Source organism: Amycolatopsis sp. NPDC031561 (genome assembly GCF_055580625.1).
The window spans coordinates 1-19698 of the sequence record NZ_JBVILA010000034.1; the positions used below are offsets into that span (position 1 = coordinate 1).

The following is a 19698-nucleotide window of genomic DNA, read 5'->3' on the forward strand; positions in this document are numbered from 1 at the left end:
ATCCCCCCCCCCCCCCCCCCCCCTCCCCCCCCCCCCCCCCCCTCCCCCCCCCCCCCCCCCCCCCCCCCCCCCCCCCCCCCCCACGACCGCTCGGAATCGGACGCGGCAAAGGAGCCTTCAGCCCACTACCGATCCGCCCGCGAAGACGCCACCTTTGCCTTACCCCTCAATAACCGTCCTTACCACTCACGAGAAGCCCAGACGGCCTTCGCGCTCGGTCACCGGAGCTGAACGCGGCTCAGCACCCGGTCCACGACCTCGGGAAGCGGCTGATCGTCCGGGCCTTCCAGCCACAGCACGTTCCCGGTCCGCAACGTGGCGAGGAACGTCGCCGCCGTGAGCCGGGCCAATTCCTGGTCGAGGCCGTGCCCCCGGTCGAGCAGCACCGCGATCAGGTCGCGTTCGAGGGCGATCTGATCGCCCGCCTGCCGCGCGAGCAGCGACGGGTGCCGCCGCAGCAGCCGTAGCTGAGCCACCCATTCACGGTCCGGCACGGGGTGCGCCCGGTACAGCTCCCGGCACGCCGCGCGCAGCGCGGGCCACGGTTTCTCACCCGGCGGCCTGCCTTCGACCAGCGACACCAGCAGCCCGGTCCGCTCCCGGTCGGCGTGCAGGATCGCGTCTTCCTTGTTCGCGAAGTAGTTCGAGAACGTCCGCCGGGACACCCCCACCGCGTCGGCGATGTCCTCGACGGTCACCCCGTCGAGGCCGTGCTCCATCGCCAGGCGCAGGGCGGCCTCGTGCAGCGAGTGCCGCGTCGCCGCCTTCTTGCGGGTGCGGAGCGTGTCGAGGGTGTCCACCAGGACAGCGTAGCGAGGGGAATAAAGTTCCCACTGTGCAAGTTTGCACAGTGGGCAATAATTGCCCCGAACGCTCGAAAGGACGCCATGAAGACCGATGGAACGACGGTGGCGGCGCCGTCCGGCGCGATGGGGCACCGTCAGGTGCTCGAGTCGCTGTCCGGGCTGCTGCTCGCGCTGCTCGTGGCGATGATCAGCTCGACGGTCGTGTCGACCGCCCTGCCGTTGATCATCGGCTCGCTGAACGGCACGCAGACGCAGTACACGTGGGTGGTCACGGCCACCCTGCTGGCGGCGACGGCCACCACCCCGATCTGGGGCAAACTCGCCGACCTGTTCAACAAGAAGACGCTGGTGCAGATCGCGATCGTGATCTTCGTGATCGGCTCGATGATCAGCGGGTTCAGCCAGAACACCGGCCAGCTGATCGCCGCCCGCGCGTTCCAGGGCATCGGCGTCGGCGGCCTTCAGGCGCTGGTCCAGGTCGTGATCGCGGCGATCATCCCGCCGCGTGAACGCGGCCGCTACAACGGCTACCTCGGCGCGGTCATGGCGGTCGCCACGGTCGGCGGACCGCTCCTCGGCGGCCTGATCGTGGACGTGCCGTGGCTGGGCTGGCGCTGGTGCTTCTTCGTCGGCGTCCCGATCGCGGTGCTCGCGTTCGCCGTCCTGCAGCGGACCCTGAAGCTGGAAACCGTGCGCCGCGAGAACGTGCGCGTCGACTACCTCGGCGCCGGTCTCATCGCCGCGGGCGTGAGCGTCCTGCTGATCTGGGTCTCGTTCGTCGGCAACACCTTCGACTGGCTTTCGTGGCAGACGGCCCTCATGGTGGGCGGCGGTGTCGTACTCCTCGCGCTCGCGCTGATGGTGGAACGGAAGGTCCGCGAACCCGTCGTGCCGCTGCACATCATCACCCAGCGCACCCCCGCGCTGGCGATCGTCGCGAGCCTCGCGGTCGGCATGGCGATGTTCGGCGGCGCGGTGTTCCTCGGCCAGTACTTCCAGGTCGGCCGCGGCTACTCCCCCACCGAGGCCGGTCTGCTGACCATCCCGCTGATGGCGGGTGTGCTCGTGTCCTCGACCGTGTCCGGGCGCCTGATCAGCCGTACCGGGCGGATCAAGCCGTACATCGTGGCGGGCACGATCACCCTGGTGATCGGGTTCCTCGGGCTGGGCACGGTCGACCACGCCTCGCCGCTGTGGCTGGTCGGCGTCGCGATGGCGATCGTCGGCATCGGGGTCGGCATGACGATGCAGAACCTCGTGCTGGCCGTGCAGAACACCGTGCCGCTGCGGGATCTCGGCGCGGCGAGCGCCTCGGTCACGTTCTTCCGGTCGCTCGGCGGCACCATCGGGGTGTCGGTACTGGGCGCGGTACTCGCGAACCGGGTCACCGCCGACCTGTCCACCGCACTGCACGTGCCGGCGGGGCAGGCGTCGACGGGAAACGTCAGCGCGCTGAACCTCAAGGCGCTGCCGCCGGAGGTCCAGACGATCGTGCACACCGTGTACGGCGACGCGACCGCGCACATCTTCCTGATCTCCGCGGCGGTCGGCGTCGTGGGCGTGATCGCGGCGCTGCTGCTCAAGCCGCTCACCCTGCGCACCACCATCGACCTGGAGCCGAAGACGGAATCCCCGGCGTCCGACCCGGTCGCGGGATGAGCACGCCGGGGGCTTTCGAGTCCACTGTGGAGCGTTTCGGCCCGCCCCGGAGGAATTCGGGGCGGGCCATCCTGGCCGGGGTCGACGGCTCCGACACGGCGATGCGGGCGGCCGCCTTCGCCTTCGGCATGGCCCGGCGCGAGGGCGGCAGGCTGATCGTCGCCTTCGTCGTCAGCCGCACGGTGCTGACGAACCTCGGACCGGCTGTCGCGTCGACGGTGGAGCACGACACGACACTGCAGTTGTACGCCGAACTCCGCGAACAGATCCGCGAGGCCGCCGAAGAACTGGAAGTGCCGGTCAGTTTCCTGAAGACCTACGGCGATCCGTACACCGCGCTCCGCGACACCGCCGACCGCGGCCAGGTCGACACGGTGGTGGTCGGCGCCTCACAGAAGGCGGGCCACCGGTTCGCGGGCTCCGTCGCGACGAAGCTCATCAAGACCGGGCACTGGCCGGTGCTCGTGGTCCCGTGAGGACCGGCCGCCCAGGAACGAGACGGCTCCGACCACCACGACGACGAGCGCGCACCCCGCCAGCTGCAGCGGGGTCGGCCACTGGCCGAGCAGGGCGGCCCCGAAGAGGATCGCGGCGGCGGGTTGCAGCATGAGCACGGCGGACCCGCCGCTCGCCGGGAGCGCGGACAGGGCCTTGCCGATCAGCAGCCAGCCGATCACCTGCCCCGTCACGGCCAGCACGAGCAGCCACAGCAGCGCCGAAGGCGGCGGCGTCACGTCGAGGTTTCCCGCCACCAGCCCCGAAAGACCGCCCACACTCGCGGAGGCCGCGGTCGCCGTGGCGAGCATCGTCGTCCGGCCGCCGCTCTCGGTACCGGCACGGCGCAGCAGGACGAGGTAACCGGCGTAGGCCACGCCCGCGAGCAGTGCCATGACGGTGCCGTACCAGGGATCGCTGCCCGCGGCGCCGCCGTCCGCCAGTCCCCCGGCCAGTGCCGTGCCCGTCAGCATCAGCGGGATCGACAGCCAGAACAGCCGCGACGGCCGCTCGCCGAACCACAGCATCCCGGCCAGGGGAACGAGGACGACCTGGACGTTGACCAGTGCCGTCGCGACGCCGGCGCCGACGGAGAGGATCGCCTCGCTCCACAGCACCATGTCGATCCCGAGCAGGACACCGGCCAGCACGTGCCGTCGCCGCGCCGCCGGGGCGGGCCGGTGCCCTCGCTCTCGCGAGAACGCCAAGAGCACGAGGATCGGCAACGCCAGCAGGCAACGGAAGAACGTCGCCGTCGTCGAACTCGCGCCGGACAGCGCGACGAGCGGGGCGGACAGGGCGATCGCGAGGGCACCGAGTACTCCTTGTGCGCGCGGATCGGCGAGAACTCTCTGGTGGGGCATGGATTCGATTCGACCGTACGACGCCGGGGAGGACCAGCGAGATCCTCTTACCGCGAGGGTTAAGCTCGGCTAATGAGTGGCGATCTGTCCAATGTGGAGCGGCTCCGGATGCTGCACGCGGTGTGGCGGCGGGGTTCGCTCGCCGCGGCGGCCGAACTGCTGCACGTGACACCGTCGGCGATCTCCCAGCAGCTGACCAAACTGGAGCGGGAGGCGGGCACCCGGCTGCTCGTCCGGCACGGGCGCGGCGTCCGGCTCACCCCGGCGGGACTACTGCTCGCGCAGCGTTCGGACCGGATCCTCGCCGAACTCCGGGCCGCCCGCGCCGATCTGGACTCGCTCACCGGCGCGATGACCGGCGTCGTCGAGATCGGCGCCATCCCGTCCGGGGTGCACACGTTCATCACCCCCGCGCTCACCGGCCTCGCCGTCCGCCATCCCGGTATCGAGGCCCGGCTGCACGAGGTCGAACCGGAAGTGGCCCTGCCCGCGCTCGCCGACGGCGTGTTCGACGTCGTGGTCGTCGAGAGCTGGGAGAACCTGCCGCTCACCCGGCCGCCGGACACGCGCTGGACCGTCCTGCGCGACGACTCGGCGATGATCGTGCTCCCGGCAGGGCATCCGCTGGCAGGCGCGGACTCGGTTCCCGCCGAAGACCTCGCGGACGAGATCTGGGTCGCCTGGGCCCGCCCGACCCTGGCGAACACCTGGCTCCGCCACACCCTGCGCGAGCGCGGCATCGAACCGACGGTGCGGCACACGGTCAGCGGCTTCGGCACCCAGTTCGCCGTCGTCGCCGGACTCGGCGCTGTCACGCTGATGCCGAGCATGGCCCTCACGATCGCGCCGCCGACCGTGGTGTGCGCCGCGCTCGAACCCGCGCTGCACCGGCAGCTCTACGCCGTGCAGCCCCAGGGCGAGACGCGGCCGGCCGTCGCCGAATGCGTCACGGCTCTGGTCGACGCGGCCCGCGCCTGGGGCGGCTGAGCTCAGCCGCCCAAATAGAGGAACGCACCCCAGTCCCGGTAACCGGGATGATGCTCGCGGGTATGCCGCTGAGCCTCGTGAAAGGCGGACACGGGCGCGACGTCGTCGCGCAGATTCGTGTAGAGCCGGAGGAAAAAGGTGTGGGCCACGTCCGGTGCGACCGGCCACAGCGCACCGACCACCGCGTGCGCGCCTGACCGCAGGAACGCGGCGGCCAGTCCGTGCAAGTTGTCGTGGAAGTCGTAACGCAGGAGGGCGGACTCGCAAGCACTCAAGGTCACCAATTCGACGTCCCGCAGATCCTGCCGGAGGATGTCGATGGCATGGAGCGGCCCACCTTCCAGGTAGACCCGGGCGAACACCGGCGCGTCCGCGTCCTGACGGCCGTGGGCGGCGATATGGAGGTATCTCCGACCGGCCGGCTGGTCGAAAACGGCGGCGGGAGTGGCGTCCGCGCCGACAAGAGCGGTGGAGTCGAACAGTGCCGCTATGTCCCGTGCTTGTTCGTCAAGTGAAGGCTCTTCGGCCAGCCCCACCGGGACACCACCGGTAGCCGAAGCGATCGCGAGTACGCCGCCGGGCAGGTTCGAGGCCGGGCGGAAGAGACATTCCGTGGACGGGATGACGCTGATCGCGAATCGATCGGCGAAGATCCCGTCTCCGAACGGGACCAGATGCAACGGCAGGAAGTACGTCGACTCGTGTGGCCACAGGATCAGTCGGCGCCGGTCAGGTCCCGCGATCTCGTCGAGTGCGCGGAGAAAGGGCTCATGCAGGTAGCCGGCGATATCCCGCAACTCGGCACTCGCCGCTCGGGTGGCCACCCGATGCAGCGGCTCGTCGATCAGTGCCCGGCGCAACGACTCGACCGTGCGGCCGAAGTCCGAGAAGACCGTCTGGCCGATTCCGAGGTCTTCCCCAGGAAACACGAGACTGCTCAGTGTCCGTCCGGGTTTGACCGGGTCGTACAGCCCCGCGACCATGGCCCTTTCGGAGGTGATGATCATTCCGTGATACCCGCGGGTCAGCTTGACCCCGGCGGCCCCGACCAGCAAGGCGAGCAGTACCGCGTCCTTCGGCAGCGCTCGCTGAATCTCCTGGAGCGATCGGACAGGTGCTCCGGCGGAGGACAGCAGAAGCTGGTCGGTGTCGAGGTTTTGGATCCGGCGACGCAGATTCCGCTGTTGCTCGGCCGGTGTCCTGCCGGGCTCGCGTTCTCCCGGTTGCAGGTAGGAACCGAGCAACGTCTCGTCGTCGATGAACTCGGTGAGCGGGCGGTCCCGCTCGATCTCCGACGAAGGCAGGTCCGTCAGCAGCAGTTCGCTCTGCGGATCCAGCGTCACCGGACCAGGCGCCGCCAGGGCCACACTCAAGCCCCGGCCTTTGACCATTTGGAAAACGCTCAGCACGGCATCGAGGGTGATCGTGCGGTCGGCGACCCAGATGCCAAGCAGGGCGGTGAGGCAGTCGTCCATGATCAACCACGCCGCCTCGGGCAGATACGGCAGGACTTCGCGGCCGAATCCCGTCAGGTCGTCCACCACTCCACGATCCAGGTCCGCGAGGTCCTCGGCCGACGTGGTCGCCAGCAACTGCGCGACGGCGTCGAGGGAGAAGGTCGCCCAGTCCGTATGCGACCGCTCGGCGAGCGCACCGGCCGCGGCGATGAGAGCGGGCACCGACCGAGCCGGTGAGTGGTGCAGCTCCATACGTGACCGAAAAGCGGCTACGTGCATCAAGACCCGAGCGAGCCTGTCCGTCAGTTCCGGGGCGTACTCCCGGACGGCTTCAGCGGCCCGGCCATCGGAGGCGTCGTAGGAGTGGATGAGCGCGTGGATCCGCCCCAAGGCCACTTCCCAGCCGGACAGGCCTTCCTCGTCCTCGTCCGTGGGCGGGCCCGCCCGCTCCAGGTCGTGGCAGCTCGGGAGATCACCGGGGACGCAATGGGCGATCACGACTTCGGCGAACCGACGCTGATTCTCCATCTCCAGGTCCTCGAGGAGCGGAATCAGCATCCTGATCACCTGCTCGAGCTCCTGCGAGAGGCCCAGCATTCCGAGCACCCGCAAGGCGGTCGTACCGGCGGTGACCGTACTCGCGAGTCCGCCCGGCATGGTGTCCACGCGCGGCGCCACCACATTTCGCGATCGCATGTCGCTTTCGCGTCCTCGCAGGCACAACAACCAGAACAGGCGATTGCACGCCAGCTCGTCACCGGCGATCGGAAGGAGTGTCATCGCTTCGGTGCACCAAGCGTCCACAATAGACAAATCGACGTCGCCGCCCGCTTCATGCCTGCTGTACTCAGCGAAAGCCATCTGAGCGAGGATCGCGCCCCGGTGGGCTCCTTTCGCTTCAGCGCAGGCTTTCCGAAGATCGGTAACGGCGGCGGCCAGCTCGATCGCCGCGTCCGGCATATCCGGATCGGCGGCGCCGGCCGACGACAGGCGCCGAACCCGCCACCGTGCCTGCTGGTGACGGAAACCGCGGTGGACCTTGTACTCGACGTCGACCGGATCCAGGGCGTAGGGAGCCAGCCGCAGCATCCCGCCCCAGTAGTGGTCGTGGCTTTGGGCGCGCCCGATCTTGTCCGCCACCACCACGGCACGCCGGTACAGCCGGACGTCGTCCCGGAACGTCAAAACCTCGGTCGCCGCCCGGACGAAAGCCTGGCCGGTCAATCGGGTCGCCACCGGATCCAGGGCGTGCGCGGCCGCCCACTCGTGGACGAGTTCGCTCAGCAGGCAACCCAGATGCCGGTCGTCCCACGCGACGCGCAGGACCGCCGACGCCAGGCTCGGCAGGTCGTCCTCGGCAAGCCAGCCGGGATCCTCCCGCACCCGCCGTCGAGCCTCGCCTTCGCTGATCGACCCGATCCGGACGAGTCGCGGCAGCGCGATCAGGCGCCCGACCCCGGCGTCTCGCATCTCAATTCGCCGACAACCGGACGGTCCGCACCGACGCCGGGATGTCCGCTCGATACGGGACAAGGCCGAACCGGCGCTCCCGTCGTGTCGCGGCCAGCGCGAGGTCCGCACGGCATGCCACCCGGGCGGATGTGCGCGCCACCAGCCTCAAGTGGTGCACGCCGACGAGATTCACGGCCGCGGTGGCGGTGAACAACCATTCACTCTGGCTCTCCCCCTCACCTTGCGCGACCAGGTGCTGTACGTCCGTCTCGTACTCGGTGACACGTTCCAGACCGCCGTCCACTGGGGCGAACTTCCCCGCGGGGCCGAGCGTCACGACCCGCTTTCGGCGCACCGGTGTTGCCACACGCAGGGGCTCCATCGACCACACCACCGGATCGGGGACGCCGGCGACCCGTGCCTGCTGCAGTTCCACGGACAGCGACGCGCTGACGATCGGTGCGTCACCCGGACGGAAAGTGCAGCTCAACTGCACGAGGTAGTAGTGGTGGTCTTCCGCTTCTGCGTCCAGCAGGGCTGCCAGTTCCGCCGGCACACCCGGGGTCTCCCGGCGGAGCCGGACCGCGTCCGTCCTTCCGAGACTGAACTGACCCGGAACCACAAGGTCGCCGGGACCACCGAGTGTCCTTCTGCGTACCAGGTCGACCTCGACCTCGGACAGTTCAGCCACTGGCAGGTCAGCCTGCATACGCCCTCCCCGGGATCCTCGCGCTGTCCAGGCTAACGGTCCGAACCGCACATGGCACCCGCGGCGACGACGGCTCAGGTACCTTCCCGGAGCCCTTCCTTGATGAGGTTTTCGGCGGCTTTGCGGCCCAACCGCAGGAAGGGGGCGGCGCGGCCCATGTCGCGATCGGTGAACTCGTAGACCTGGCGAGCCGCACGGGCACGGGCGGCGCGGAGGTCGGTGACCATGGTGGTGCGTACCAGGCCGGACAGGGCCGCGGCGGTCTCTGCGGTCGCGACCGCCCCCGGCAGGTCGGCGATCGCACCGGTCAGTGCCGACACGGCGTCCCGCGCGTGCCGGACCGCGCGGATCAGATCGGTCGAGCCGTCCTCGTCATGCTCGGCGCCCGCCGCGTACACACGGCGGACAGCCTGGTCGGCGTTCAGTTCCGTCCACACCACCTCGGCCCCCGCGCGTTCGGCGACATAGACACCGCCCGCGGTCGTCCAGAGAGACTCCACCCCCTCGTCGCACCGCACCTCACGCACGACCCGTCGCGCCGTGGCCGGGTCGAACCACCATGCCCCGGTCCACGGCAGACGGCCGGTCACGAACACGGCCTCACCGTCCGGGCCGGGGAAGGGATCGCCGTGCTCGTCCGGGATGCCGTAGTGGGATCGCCCCGTGTCCTTCGGGACGCACAGCGCGTTCGCCACCGCGAAATCCACCTCGCCCGGCAGATCGGCACCGGTCAGCGCGACGGGGTACACGGACTCGCCGGTCCAGCTTCCGACCGCCCAGCCGCGCGCTGTCAGCCGGATGCCGGTCCGCTCGGCCGCCGAGCCGTGCCGTACGGCTTCGTGCAGAGCCAGCACCAGATCAGGGGCGACGATGGACTCGATCACGGCGCACAGCGTACGTCACGGGCCACCCCGTCAGCCGCGACCGCAGAGGGCGTGGTCGATCACGGGATCCAGCGGGTTTCCTTCCAGCAGTTCGGCATCGGGGTTGTAGGGCGTGAGGGTGTTGAGCGACACCATCACGCTGCGCTTGCCGTCCTCGGTCACGCCGTTGCCCGTCAGGTAGCCGGGCAGCGCGCCACCGTGGCCCCAGTAGTCACCGCAAGAGCCGGTGAGCTTCATGAGCCCCAGCCCGTACGCGCCGAGTCCCGGCGCGGGCACGGTCTTCTTCATTTCGGTCAGCAACGCGGGTTCGAGCACCTCGCCGCCCAGCAGCGCCCGGAGGAACTTGTTGCCGTCCTCGGTGGTGCTGTTGATCGAACCGTCCGCTCCCCCGCCCGCCGACGGATTCATCAGCGTCACGTCCACCCGCCGTCCGAGCCGCGGCGGGTTCGAGCCCTCCTCGACGAACCGGTCGTAGCCCCGCGCGTGCGGCGCGGGAAGGAACGGCGATGTGTAGGGGTGGGAGGTTTCCCGCAGGTCCAGCGGCCGGATAATCCGCTCGGTGATCTCCTTCCGCCAGTCCCGGCCGGTCACCTTCTCGGTCACCATCCCGGCGAGCACGTAGTTGGTGTTGGAGTACCCCCAGCTCGACCCGGGCGCGAACTCAGGCGGCTTGCCGACGGCCAGCTTCACCGCCTCGGAAGCGCTGAGTTTGTCGAACCGGTGGCGCAGGAAGCCTTCTTCGGTGAAGAGATCGAGCTCCGCCAGATAGTCGTGCAGACCGCTGGTGTGCTGAAGCAGTTGCCGGACGGTGATGACGCGGCCGTCGTTGCCGTTCCCGCTCACCACACCGGGAAGCCACCGGTCGACCTTGTCCTCCAAGGAAAGGCGGCCCTCGCCGACGAGCTGGAGCATCGTCGCGGACAGGAACGTCTTGCTGAAACTGGCGATCCGGAAGTGCGCGTTCCACGGAACCGGGGTCTCGGCCCGGAGATCACCGTGGCCGCTGCGCACCTTGACGCTGCCCTTGGCCGTGCTCACTTCCACCAGGGCACCCGGAGAACCGCCCGCCACGAGCGCGTCGGCGTCACGCTGCAGAATCCGCTGCAACGGGTCTTTCGCCTGCGGCGTCGCGGACGCGACCGCCGGGGAAACGAGCGTAGCCGCGCAAAGTGCGGCGATCATCACTGAAGTTCGTTTCATACCGGTAAAACTACGAAGCATCACCGCACCCTGCATCGGCTGCGAGGACGATGCCGCCTACCACCACGGTACTAACCCGGGGCAGGGTCGTCTCAGGGTTCAGCCGGAGACCAGGTCCATCCGGAGGAATTCGGTGACGCGGAGCAACTTCGGCGGACGGCTCACCCCGGCGGGGAGCTCGTCCTCCCCGACGAGCCTCGGAGCGGTGAGTTCCACCTCCCGCCCGTCGATCCGCAGCCGTGCTCCCCGTGCCTCCATGGCGTTGCGCACCCAGTCCGAATCCGCGCCGTACACCAGGATGAACAGATAGCCGCCGTCGACCGGATGCGCGTCGAGCGGCGTGCGATGGATCTTTCCCGAGGTACGGCCGACGTGGATCAGCACCGGATACTTCCCTCCGGCGATCGCGCGCGGGTTGAAGACCCGTTTGTTGACGCGTCCCCACCATCTCGGTAACGGCATCGGACTCTCCTTTCAATGGCCTTACACCTGTAAGGTTGTCAACGTGCCGCCTCGCCGATCGCTCACCAGGGAACGCGTACTGCGAGCCGCGATCGAGGTCGCGGACAGTGGTGGCGTGGAAGCGATGACGATGCGGCGGGTGGCGCAGCACCTGGGCGTGGAGGCCATGTCCCTGTACCACCACGTGCCGAACAAGGACGCGATCCTCGACGGCGTCATCGACGCGGTCTTCGCGGCGATCGCACTGCCCGACGCCGGAATCGATGACTGGCGCGAGGCGATCCGCGCACGCGCTTCGTCCGCTCGCGAGGTCCTGTCACGGCACAGCTGGGCTCTCGGTCTCATGGACTCCCGCCGCAATCCGGGAACAGCGACGCTACGCCACCACGACGCCGTCCTGGGTGTTTTGCGGCGAGCGGGATTCACGCTCCTGATGGCCGTGCACGCCGTCTCGCTCATCGACAGCTACATCGGCGGCTTCGTCCTCCAGGAGTCGAACCTGCCCGTGAGCGGCGACGTCGATCAGGTGGCGGGCGACCTTCTCGAACAGCTTCCGCCGGACGAGTTCCCTTATCTCACCGAGGTGGTCGCCGAGCACGCCCGGCAGCCGGAGTACGACCACACGAACGAGTTCGCCTACGGTCTGGATCTCATCCTGGAAGGCCTCGAAGCCCGCCGGAAGTGACTCCCGGCGGCGCCACGAGGGCCAGCCGCGCCACCGGCGGCAGCGGCGCCTGTTCCGGCGCGGCCCGGAAAGCCTGGATCACCAGCGCCGCGAACCGCCGGGACGCCACGACCTGCGCGGCGGGCGAAACGGCCTGGATCCCGTTGTTGGCCATGAGCATGAGGATCAGGTCGTCGAGGACGAAATCGCGCCGCAGATTCCCGGCGTCCTTGGCCCGGCCCGCCAGTTCGGCGATCGCCTTGAGCGCGTAGTCGCGGTCCGTGGTGAAGTCGATCGCCTTGGGGAAGGCCGAAACGAAGGCCGCGGTGAAGCCCCTGTCGCGCGCGTGCAGCTCGCAGATCTTCTCGATCACGAAACAGAAGCCACGCCACGGATCCGGGTCGGCGAGCCCTTCGTCGACGACGAGGTGACACAGGCGCATCTGATCGGCGAAGGCCTCCGTCGCCAGGATCTCCTTGGTCGGGAAATGGCGATACAGCGTGGCCGGGCCGACATCGGCGCGGCGTGCGACCTCCCGCAACGGCACGTTCAGCCCTTCGGTGGCGAACAGCGCGCGAGCCGCTTCGAGGATGCGATCACGGTTGTCCAGGGCGTCGGAGCGCGGGATCCGAGGCAAACGACTGGTCACCACTCTCACTTTAGCGAAAACGGACGGGGGCGTCCGTTAGCTTTCCGCCTGACCGAAGACGAAAGGACGAGGAGACGAAATGCGAGCAGTCGAGATCCGGGCGTTCGGCGGCCCCGAAGGCCTGGCGGTCATCGACCTCCCCACCCCCGTTCCCGCCGCGGGAGAAGTGCTGATCGGTGTCGAAGCGATCGGCGTCGGCGGCGTCGACACCGTGATCCGGAGCGGGGCTCTTTCCGGATTCGGCTTCCGAGAAGGGCATGTACTCGGCAACGAGGTGGCCGGGACCGTCACCTCGGCGGGCGACGGCGTCGACCCGTCCTGGATCGGGCGGCGCGTCTGGGCGTTCACCGGCGAGGGCGGCGGCTACGTCGAGCACACGGCCGTCCCCGTCGAGCGGATCGTGCCTCTCCCCGGGAACCTCGCCACCACCGACGCGGTCGCCCTCGGGACTTCCGGCGTGGTGGCCCATTTCGCGCTCGCCCGCGCGCGGTTCGCCCCCGGTGAGTCGGTGCTGGTGCGCGGGGCGGCGGGCAGCATCGGGATCATGACGGTGCAGCTCGCGGCGGCCGGTGGCGCGAGCGCCGTGGCGGTCACGACGTCGTCGGCCGAACGCGGCGAGCGTCTGCGCGAACTGGGCGCGACCCACGTCCTCGGCCGTTCCGGTGACGGGGACGGCCCCGCGGGGTACGACGTCATCATCGACGTCGTGTCCGGTGTGGACATGCCTTCCTTCTTCGACAGGCTCGAACCGAACGGCCGCATGGTGGCGGTCGGCGTCGTCGCGGGCATGCCGCCCGCGGACTTCGGCACCAAGCTCATCGCGGCGTTCCGGAAGTCCCTGTCGTTCGCCACCCTCAGCGCGGACACGGTGCCCCGTCCCGATCAGCGGGCGGTGGGAGCGGCCCAGTTCGAAGCCGCGGCCCGCGGTGAACTGCGCCCGGTGGTCCACGAGCTGCTGCCGCTGGAGAAAGCCGTTCTGGCGCACCGGAAGATGGACGACGGCGAAGTGTTCGGCAGGATCGTGCTGACGCCGTAGCCTGTCCTTTGTGGAGTGCGGCGTCCGGATCCGATGAGGACACCCGCGTCACCCGGTCAGTGCAATTTTCGCCACCGCAAGCGTTCTTCGCACTAGGCTGCGCAGTCGTGCCCGATCCGACACCCGAGGGACCCGGCTTCACGGCGGTCGACCTGCGTCCGCTCTCCGCCGGAGAGGGTACCGGCGCCTACTGCGTGAACGACACCGGGATGATCGTGGGCGAATCGGGCTCGCGGCCGGTGTGCTGGGATGGAGACGGACGTCCGTCTCCGTTGCCGATCCTCGACGGCTATTCCGGCGGCCGCGCCGTCAGCGCGAACACCGCGGGCCTCGTCGCCGGCGCGCTCTACACCGGCGAGAATCTCCGGCCCGTGTGCTGGGAACCCGGCGGACGGGTGCGGGTGCTCGAACTCCCCTCCGGCATGGTCTCCGGCACGGCGTGCCGGGTGAACGAACGCGGGTCGATCCTGGGGAACGCGATGCGGCCGGGTTACCGGTGGCGGGCGCTGCGCTGGGAACCCGGCGGCGAGGCGGTGGAACTCGGCACCCTGCCCGGCGGTGGCGACACCCAGGGCCACGACCTGAACGGGCTGGACGAGGTCGTCGGATCCGCCAAGGACGGCACGGGCGTCCGGACCGCGGTGCGCTGGACCCCGTCGGGCAAGATCGGCAAGCTGCCGCCTCCCCGCCGCGCGACCGCCTGCGGTATCACCGATTCCGGCGCCATCCTCGGCGACGGGGTGGTGTGGAACCGCGACGGCGGCACCGTCCTGCTGACCGGAGAACCGGAGTTCACCGCGGGACAGGTCGTCCGGATCGCCGGCCCCGGCGTCGCGATCGGCTGGGGCGTGACACCGGACCGGCACGGCACCTGCGCGCGCTGGGATCGCGACGGACGGCCCACCGTGCTCCGGCCCCTGCCCTCGGACGTCGCCAGCACGTGCTTCGACCTCGACGACGCGGGGACGGTCGTCGGCGAGTCCGTGAGCCAGGGAACGGTGCGGCCCGTCCGCTGGGACGCCGACGCGACACCCATCCCGCTCCCGTCGCCCCGCGAGCTCACGGCGATCGTGGCCCAGCACATCAATTCGGTCGGCGCCGTCATCATCGGCTACGGCTTCGCCACGGACAGCTCCACTTATCGCGGGATCGCCTGGCTCCGCTCGTGAACCGGCGGCTCGTCAGGCCGTCGCGAAATCGATCGCCCGCCGCATCGCGTCGTCGAGTGGAATCCCCTCGCGCACGGCGGTTTGCCCGGCGGCGAAGACGGCACCGGTGACGGCGCCGACGATCGCCGCGGCGTCGATCTCGTCCAGCTCGCCGTCGCAGGCCTGACGGAGCGCGGCCGAAAGCCGCTGCTGAGCGTCGAACGCCCGCTGCAGCATCGTCGCGCGCAACGACGGCACCGACGTGATCAGGTCCAGCCGGATCCGCTCCGGCTCTGCCGCCGGATCGCGGATCCCGGTCCCCGCCTCGGCAAGCAGCGACGGTCAATGGGGCAACCACGTCGCCCTGCTGATCGACCTCGACGGCGTGTCCTGGCTCGCCGACACCGGCACCTGGCGAATGCACCATCATCCGAACGGCACGATCGCCTCCTGCGACTTCCGCACTGCACCCCGCGAACTCACCGAATTCGCCGACCGGGCCCTGACCAGGGACCCGGCCTCCCCGTTCGTCAGAGTGCTTGTGGCGCAACACCATCGCGACGGTCACGAACTGGCTCTCCGAGCGCGCACGGTGACGCGTGACGGCGCCGATCGCCGCACACTGTCCACCCTGGACGAATTCGCGAGGGCGCTGACGGAATTCCGCGTCCCATTGGAGGACATCGACGCCGGCGAACTGGCCGCGCTCTGGGACAGGACGGAGGAGCAACACGAAGCCTGGCTGGCCATCCAGGCCGACGCCGCGCGTTAGCCAGCGGCACCCCGCCTTAACCTGGCGCGATGGACCACAACGAGATGATCGAGTACGTGCGCGCGCAGCGGACGGGCGTCGTGTCGACGCTCGGTCCCGGCGGCGCACCCCAAGCCGGCTATCTCCCGCTCGCGGTGACCGATCGCGGCGAGCTCGTGTTCGACGCGAAGCCGGACTCCCGCAAGGTCGCGAACCTGCGCCGCGACGGGCGGATCGCGATCGTCATCGGCGGCGCGGACGGCACGACACTCCAATGCGAAGGTGTCGCCGACGCCCCGACCGGAGGCGAGCTAGAGCGATGCGAGGTCGCCTATCTCGCGACGTTCCCGGAGTTCGCGGACTCGATCGGCGGCGGCGTGGTCGTCCTGCGCGTCGCGCTCCACTGGGCGAGGTACGGCGATTTCCGTGCTGAGACACCGGAAATGCGGGAGGTCGAGCTTCCGCGGTCCGGCTGAAGTGAGGCGTTGGTACAGGTGGTCGTGAGTGACGTTTCGGGTTCTAACCCGAAACGCCACTCACGACCCCAGCGCATTCCGTCACGCGGACGCGGACTCACTCTCGTCGCAATCACCCTTCAGTGGCGTTTGCTCGGTTTCATTGTTGCTTAAAATTACGAACATTTGTTCGACTTATTTCGGTATTATTGAGGTGTGTCCGAGACGATCCTTCCCGAGTTGCCGCAGGAGTTGTGGCGCGCCGGCAAGCTGGAGCTTGCCCACGGCGTGCAGCAGTTCTTACAGGTGATGCGAGTGGCGTCCGCCGGGTTGGGGCGGTATTTGGCGGAGATTGATTCTCGTGGCGCGAAAGACTTGTACGGTTATGGGACGACGTTGGCGTGGTTCGCCGAGGTCGCGGGGCTGAGTCAGGGTGAAGCCCGCCCGTATGTGAAGCGTGCTGTCGATCTGAACTCCACGCGTGCCCTGGACGGCACCGAGATCCCGGCTTTCGCACCGGCGACCGCTGTTGCGGCGGAGGAGGGTGTGGTCGGTGAGGAGCGGATCAAGCAGATCGTGGAGATTCTGCGGAAGATCCCGGCTGGGGTGTCGGTGGAGGATCGGGAGCACGCGGAGACAACCCTTGTCGATCTCGCCCGGAAGGCGGGGCCGCGGCAGGTGTCGGATCTCGGGGACCAACTGCTGGGCTGGTTGGATCCGGACGGCAAAGAACCGAAGGATCCCGAACCCGCTCAGCCTCGCCGCGAGTTGACCTTGGAGCGCCGCAAAGACGGGTTCTGGAAGCTGAATGGTCTGCTGGATGACGAGTTGGGTGCCCGCACCGCGGCTGTGCTTGAGGCGTATGCGAAGCCGCGTCCGGTGGACGAGTTCGGCCAAGCCGATCTGCGCTCGAAGGCTGAGCGTCAGGGTGACGCCTGGGCCGAGCTAGTGGATTTGGCGATCGCGTGCCCGGACCAGCCTGGGACCAGCGGCTATCGGACGTTGATTCATGTCACCATCGGTCTCGACGAGTTGAAGTCGGGTCTGGGCACGGCGTGTGTGGACTTCGTCGGAACCATGACCGCGCGCGAAGCACGGATGGCAGCCTGCGACTGCCTCATGCTCCCCGTCGTGATGAACGCCGCTGGTGAACCCCTCGATGTGGGACGGCTGAGACGGTTCGTCACCCCAGGGCAAAGACGGGCGCTCAACATTCGTGACGGGGGCTGCGCGTTCCCGGGGTGTCATCGCAGGCCGAAGAACTGTCACGCCCATCACATTCTTCACTGGGCAGACGGGGGACCCACCGATCTCCGCAACCTCGTGCTGCTGTGCGGTTTTCATCACCGGCTGATCCACCACGGGGATTGGGAAGTGCGGATGGCCGGGGATGGGCTACCGGAGTTCATCCCACCCCAGTATTTGGATCCGTTACGAAGATCGCGGCGTAACACCCACGCTTGATTCGAGGAGCCCGCCAGCCACACCGGCGACGGGCCCCTCGGCATGCCCGCAGGTCGAAAGAGCAGTCCTAGCCACGACCATGTCCGCCGACCCGGTCCAGCACCGCGCGCGTGTACCCGGCGGTGTCCGCGGTCCCGCCGAGATCGGCGGTACTGACGCCGTCGGCCAGCGCGCCGAAAGCGGCGGCCAGCAGTTCCTCGCTCGCCTCGGGGTGTCCCAGGTGGTCGAGCATCATGGCCGCGGACCATAAGGCGCCCAGCGCGTTGGCCTTGCCCTGCCCGGCGATGTCGGGAGCGGAACCGTGCAACGGCTCGAACATCGACGGGAATTCCCGCTCGGGGTTGAGGTTCGCCGCCGGGGCGACGCCGATGCTCCCGGCCACGGCGGCGGCCAGGTCGCTGAGGATGTCACCGAAGAGGTTGGAGCCGACGATCACGTCGAACCGCTCCGGCGCCAACACGAGTTTCGCGGCGAGCGCGTCGATGTGTTCCTTGGCGCTGCGCACGTCGTGGTGCCGCGCCGCCACTTCTTCGACCAATTCTTCCCAGAACGGCATCGTGTGGACGATCCCGTTGCTCTTCGTCGCCGAGGTCACGTGCTTCCGGCGGCTCCCGGCCAGCGTGTAGGCGTACTCGACGACGCGGGTGACTCCCTTGCGGGTGAACACCGCCTCCTGCACGGCCAGTTCGTCTTCGGTGCCCCGGCCGAGCCGCCCGCCGATCTCGGAATACTCGCCCTCGACGTTCTCCCGCACCACGACGAGGTCGACGTCCCCGGCGCCCGCGGCGCGCAGCGGGCTGGGCACGCCGGCGAGCACTTTGACCGGCCGCAGGTTGACGTACTGCCGGAAGCCGCGGCGGATGGGGATCAGCAGACCCCACAGCGACACGTGGTCCGGCACGCCCGGCCAGCCGACCGCGCCCAGCAGGACGGCGTCGTGCCGCCGGATCCGGTCGAGGCCGTCCGACGGCATCATCGCGCCCTCGGCGAGGTAGCGCTCGCATGACCAGTCGAAGGAGTCGTAGGTGAATTCGATCCCGTGGCGTTTGCCGACGGCGGCGAGCACCGCCTGGGCCGGGGGCAGCACTTCGGTGCCGATGCCGTCGCCGGGGATCAGCGCGATGCGGTAGCTGGCCATGGGGTCCAGTGGACGCCGGGCCTTGCCGCCGCGTCCAAGACCCAGTTCTTGCCGCAGTGAAAGGCTGCGCCTATCAACCGGCTTCCGCCAGAGGCGGTCATACCCGGGTCGGAGGCTTTCGATCCCGCGGTCTGACTCGCCGATCGCGGTGGCGGGAAAGCATTGTCGCCATGATTGAGATCAGGGGACTGACCAAACGCTATGGCCCGACGCTCGCCGTGGACCGCCTCTCCTTCCGGGTCGAACCCGGTTGTGTGACCGGCTTTCTCGGTCCCAACGGCGCGGGCAAGTCCACCACGATGCGCGCCGTTCTCGGCCTGGACATCCCGACCTCCGGCGACGCGGTGATCAACAGTCTCGACCCGGAGGGCATCCGCTGGATCCGCGACCTCATGCGGTCGCTGGCGGCCGAAGGCAGGACCGTGCTCGTCTCCAGCCATCTCATGAGCGAAATGGAGCTGACCGCGGACCACATCGTGGTCGTCGGGCGGGGCAGGCTGATCGCGGAGGCATCGATCGCCGAACTCGCCGAGCGGTTCAAACGCGACGTGCTGGTGCGCACGCCGGACAGCGCCGAGCGGAGCGACTCGCTCGAGGGCGCCTACCTCAAGCTCACCAACGACAGCCTCGAATACCGTGCCGAAAGGACAGCCCCGTGATCGACGTCATCGCTTCGGAAACCGTCAAGGCGAGATCCGTCCGCTCGACGCACATCCTGCTGGGCTTCTCGTTCGCGGCCATCCTCGTCGGCGGCCTGATGGCCCTGATCCCAGCCAGGACCTGGGACGCCTCCGCTCCCGGCGAGCGCGCCCATTTCGGCGGTCTCGGCGACGGAACGTCCGTCCTGACCGTGGTGCAGCTGTGTCTGATGACGTTCGGCATCCTCACCGCGACGTCCGAATACTCCACCGGGATGATCCGCACCAGCCTGGTCGCCGTCCCGGCTCGGCGGAAACTCTTGCTGGCCAAGGTTCCCGTCGTCGCGGCGATCACGCTGATCGCGGGCGAGGTGATCGCGGTGGCGACGTTCTTCCTGAGCAGGCTGCTGATCGGCGACCGGCCGATCGGGTCACTGACCACAGTGGACACCGGGCTCCCGGTGATACTGGCCGAGGGCCTGCTCATGATGGTCATCGCCGTCATCGCACTCGGCCTCGCCACGCTGATCAGGTCCACCGCGGGCACGCTGGTCACGATGGCGGTGCTGCTCTTCGCGTTGCCGATGCTGCCGCGGATGCTGCTGTCCGCGCCGTGGGACGGCCGGATCGCTTCGGTGCTGCCTTCGGAACTGGCGGCCCAGCTCAGCGGCGGCGGAAACCGCTCTGTCCACGGTGGGCGCGCTCCTCGCGATGGCCGGGTGGGTGGCAGCGGCGATCTGGCTCGGGCTGGCAGCCATCAGCAGACGAGACGCCTGACGCC

Annotated in this window: 21 protein-coding genes; 10 read left to right on the top strand and 11 right to left on the bottom strand. The window is 69.1% G+C overall.

Annotated features, from left to right (window positions below; translation table 11 throughout):
- Positions 1-218: 218 nt before the first annotated feature.
- Positions 219-800: a TetR/AcrR family transcriptional regulator gene (locus ACZ5IK_RS40310; protein ID WP_465492515.1), complete on the bottom strand. Its 582-nt coding sequence runs from the start codon at positions 798-800 to the stop codon at positions 219-221.
- 87 nt (positions 801-887) lie between these two features.
- Between ACZ5IK_RS40310 and ACZ5IK_RS40315 the strand changes: the two genes are divergently transcribed.
- Together ACZ5IK_RS40315 and ACZ5IK_RS40320 are read left to right on the top strand one after the other, a co-directional pair.
- The gene (locus tag ACZ5IK_RS40315) at positions 888-2465 is read left to right on the top strand and encodes an MDR family MFS transporter (protein WP_465492516.1); all 1578 of its coding nucleotides are present in this window, start codon (positions 888-890) and stop codon (positions 2463-2465) included.
- Positions 2462-2941, top strand: a complete 480-nt coding sequence (locus ACZ5IK_RS40320) for a universal stress protein (protein ID WP_465492517.1) — start codon at positions 2462-2464, stop codon at positions 2939-2941. The genes ACZ5IK_RS40315 and ACZ5IK_RS40320 overlap by 4 nt, the downstream gene beginning before the upstream one ends.
- On the opposite strand, the gene ACZ5IK_RS40325 is transcribed toward ACZ5IK_RS40320, so the two are convergent.
- Positions 2855-3823, bottom strand: coding sequence for a DMT family transporter (locus ACZ5IK_RS40325; RefSeq protein ID WP_465492518.1), 969 nt, complete (start codon positions 3821-3823; stop codon positions 2855-2857). The two genes, ACZ5IK_RS40320 and ACZ5IK_RS40325, sit on opposite strands and share 87 nt — an antisense overlap.
- Positions 3824-3895: 72 nt before the next feature.
- Here ACZ5IK_RS40325 and ACZ5IK_RS40330 point away from each other — a divergent pair, with 72 nt between their 5' ends.
- Positions 3896-4810 carry a LysR family transcriptional regulator gene (locus ACZ5IK_RS40330; RefSeq protein WP_465492519.1) on the top strand — a complete coding sequence of 305 codons (915 nt, stop codon included), beginning with the start codon at positions 3896-3898 and terminating at the stop codon, positions 4808-4810.
- Between the two features lie 2 nt (positions 4811-4812).
- Here ACZ5IK_RS40330 and ACZ5IK_RS40335 read toward each other — a convergent pair whose 3' ends face one another.
- The 5 genes from ACZ5IK_RS40335 to ACZ5IK_RS40355 form a co-directional block, all read right to left on the bottom strand.
- Positions 4813-7737, bottom strand: coding sequence for a CHAT domain-containing protein (locus ACZ5IK_RS40335; protein WP_465492520.1), 2925 nt, complete (start codon positions 7735-7737; stop codon positions 4813-4815).
- A gap of 1 nt (position 7738) precedes the next feature.
- Positions 7739-8428, bottom strand: coding sequence for a hypothetical protein (locus ACZ5IK_RS40340; protein ID WP_465492521.1), 690 nt, complete (start codon positions 8426-8428; stop codon positions 7739-7741).
- Positions 8429-8502: 74 nt separating this feature from the next.
- Positions 8503-9312 (bottom strand): hypothetical protein, encoded by an 810-nt coding sequence (locus ACZ5IK_RS40345; protein ID WP_465492522.1) that lies wholly within the window; start codon positions 9310-9312, stop codon positions 8503-8505.
- A gap of 30 nt (positions 9313-9342) precedes the next feature.
- On the bottom strand, positions 9343-10512 hold the full coding sequence (locus ACZ5IK_RS40350; RefSeq protein ID WP_465492523.1) for a serine hydrolase domain-containing protein: 1170 nt from the start codon (positions 10510-10512) through the stop codon (positions 9343-9345).
- A 99-nt stretch (positions 10513-10611) separates the two neighbouring features.
- Positions 10612-10974, bottom strand: a complete 363-nt coding sequence (locus ACZ5IK_RS40355; RefSeq protein WP_465492524.1) for a nitroreductase/quinone reductase family protein — start codon at positions 10972-10974, stop codon at positions 10612-10614.
- A gap of 43 nt (positions 10975-11017) precedes the next feature.
- Here ACZ5IK_RS40355 and ACZ5IK_RS40360 point away from each other — a divergent pair, with 43 nt between their 5' ends.
- Complete coding sequence (locus ACZ5IK_RS40360; RefSeq protein WP_465492525.1) at positions 11018-11659, top strand: TetR/AcrR family transcriptional regulator; 642 nt, start codon at positions 11018-11020, stop codon at positions 11657-11659.
- Here the strand turns inward: ACZ5IK_RS40360 and ACZ5IK_RS40365 are convergent.
- Positions 11625-12287 (bottom strand): TetR/AcrR family transcriptional regulator, encoded by a 663-nt coding sequence (locus tag ACZ5IK_RS40365; protein ID WP_465492526.1) that lies wholly within the window; start codon positions 12285-12287, stop codon positions 11625-11627. The two genes, ACZ5IK_RS40360 and ACZ5IK_RS40365, sit on opposite strands and share 35 nt — an antisense overlap.
- 79 nt (positions 12288-12366) lie before the next feature.
- On the opposite strand from ACZ5IK_RS40365, the gene ACZ5IK_RS40370 reads away from it, so the two are divergent.
- Together ACZ5IK_RS40370 and ACZ5IK_RS40375 are read left to right on the top strand one after the other, a co-directional pair.
- Entirely contained in the window at positions 12367-13323 is a 957-nt protein-coding gene (locus ACZ5IK_RS40370) for a zinc-binding dehydrogenase (RefSeq protein WP_465492527.1), read from the top strand.
- 107 nt (positions 13324-13430) lie between these two features.
- The gene (locus ACZ5IK_RS40375; RefSeq protein WP_465492528.1) at positions 13431-14492 is read left to right on the top strand and encodes a hypothetical protein; all 1062 of its coding nucleotides are present in this window, start codon (positions 13431-13433) and stop codon (positions 14490-14492) included.
- Positions 14493-14504: 12 nt separating this feature from the next.
- Here the strand turns inward: ACZ5IK_RS40375 and ACZ5IK_RS40380 are convergent, their stop codons facing one another.
- Positions 14505-14729, bottom strand: coding sequence for a hypothetical protein (locus ACZ5IK_RS40380; protein WP_465492529.1), 225 nt, complete (start codon positions 14727-14729; stop codon positions 14505-14507).
- A 4-nt stretch (positions 14730-14733) separates the two neighbouring features.
- Between ACZ5IK_RS40380 and ACZ5IK_RS40385 the strand changes: the two genes are divergently transcribed.
- From ACZ5IK_RS40385 to ACZ5IK_RS40395, 3 genes are all read left to right on the top strand, one after another.
- The gene (locus tag ACZ5IK_RS40385; protein WP_465492530.1) at positions 14734-15243 is read left to right on the top strand and encodes an arylamine N-acetyltransferase family protein; all 510 of its coding nucleotides are present in this window, start codon (positions 14734-14736) and stop codon (positions 15241-15243) included.
- A gap of 29 nt (positions 15244-15272) precedes the next feature.
- On the top strand, positions 15273-15698 hold the full coding sequence (locus ACZ5IK_RS40390; RefSeq protein WP_465492531.1) for a pyridoxamine 5'-phosphate oxidase family protein: 426 nt from the start codon (positions 15273-15275) through the stop codon (positions 15696-15698).
- A 195-nt stretch (positions 15699-15893) separates the two neighbouring features.
- The gene (locus ACZ5IK_RS40395; RefSeq protein WP_465492532.1) at positions 15894-17141 is read left to right on the top strand and encodes an HNH endonuclease signature motif containing protein; all 1248 of its coding nucleotides are present in this window, start codon (positions 15894-15896) and stop codon (positions 17139-17141) included.
- Between the two features lie 67 nt (positions 17142-17208).
- Here ACZ5IK_RS40395 and ACZ5IK_RS40400 read toward each other — a convergent pair whose 3' ends face one another.
- Entirely contained in the window at positions 17209-18279 is a 1071-nt protein-coding gene (locus ACZ5IK_RS40400) for a tartrate dehydrogenase (RefSeq protein ID WP_465492533.1), read from the bottom strand.
- A 170-nt stretch (positions 18280-18449) separates the two neighbouring features.
- Between ACZ5IK_RS40400 and ACZ5IK_RS40405 the strand changes: the two genes are divergently transcribed.
- Positions 18450-18938 (top strand): ATP-binding cassette domain-containing protein, encoded by a 489-nt coding sequence (locus tag ACZ5IK_RS40405; protein WP_465492534.1) that lies wholly within the window; start codon positions 18450-18452, stop codon positions 18936-18938.
- Here ACZ5IK_RS40405 and ACZ5IK_RS40410 read toward each other — a convergent pair.
- Positions 18892-19473, bottom strand: a complete 582-nt coding sequence (locus ACZ5IK_RS40410) for a hypothetical protein (RefSeq protein WP_465492535.1) — start codon at positions 19471-19473, stop codon at positions 18892-18894. The two genes, ACZ5IK_RS40405 and ACZ5IK_RS40410, sit on opposite strands and share 47 nt — an antisense overlap.
- Positions 19474-19698: the final 225 nt, after the last annotated feature.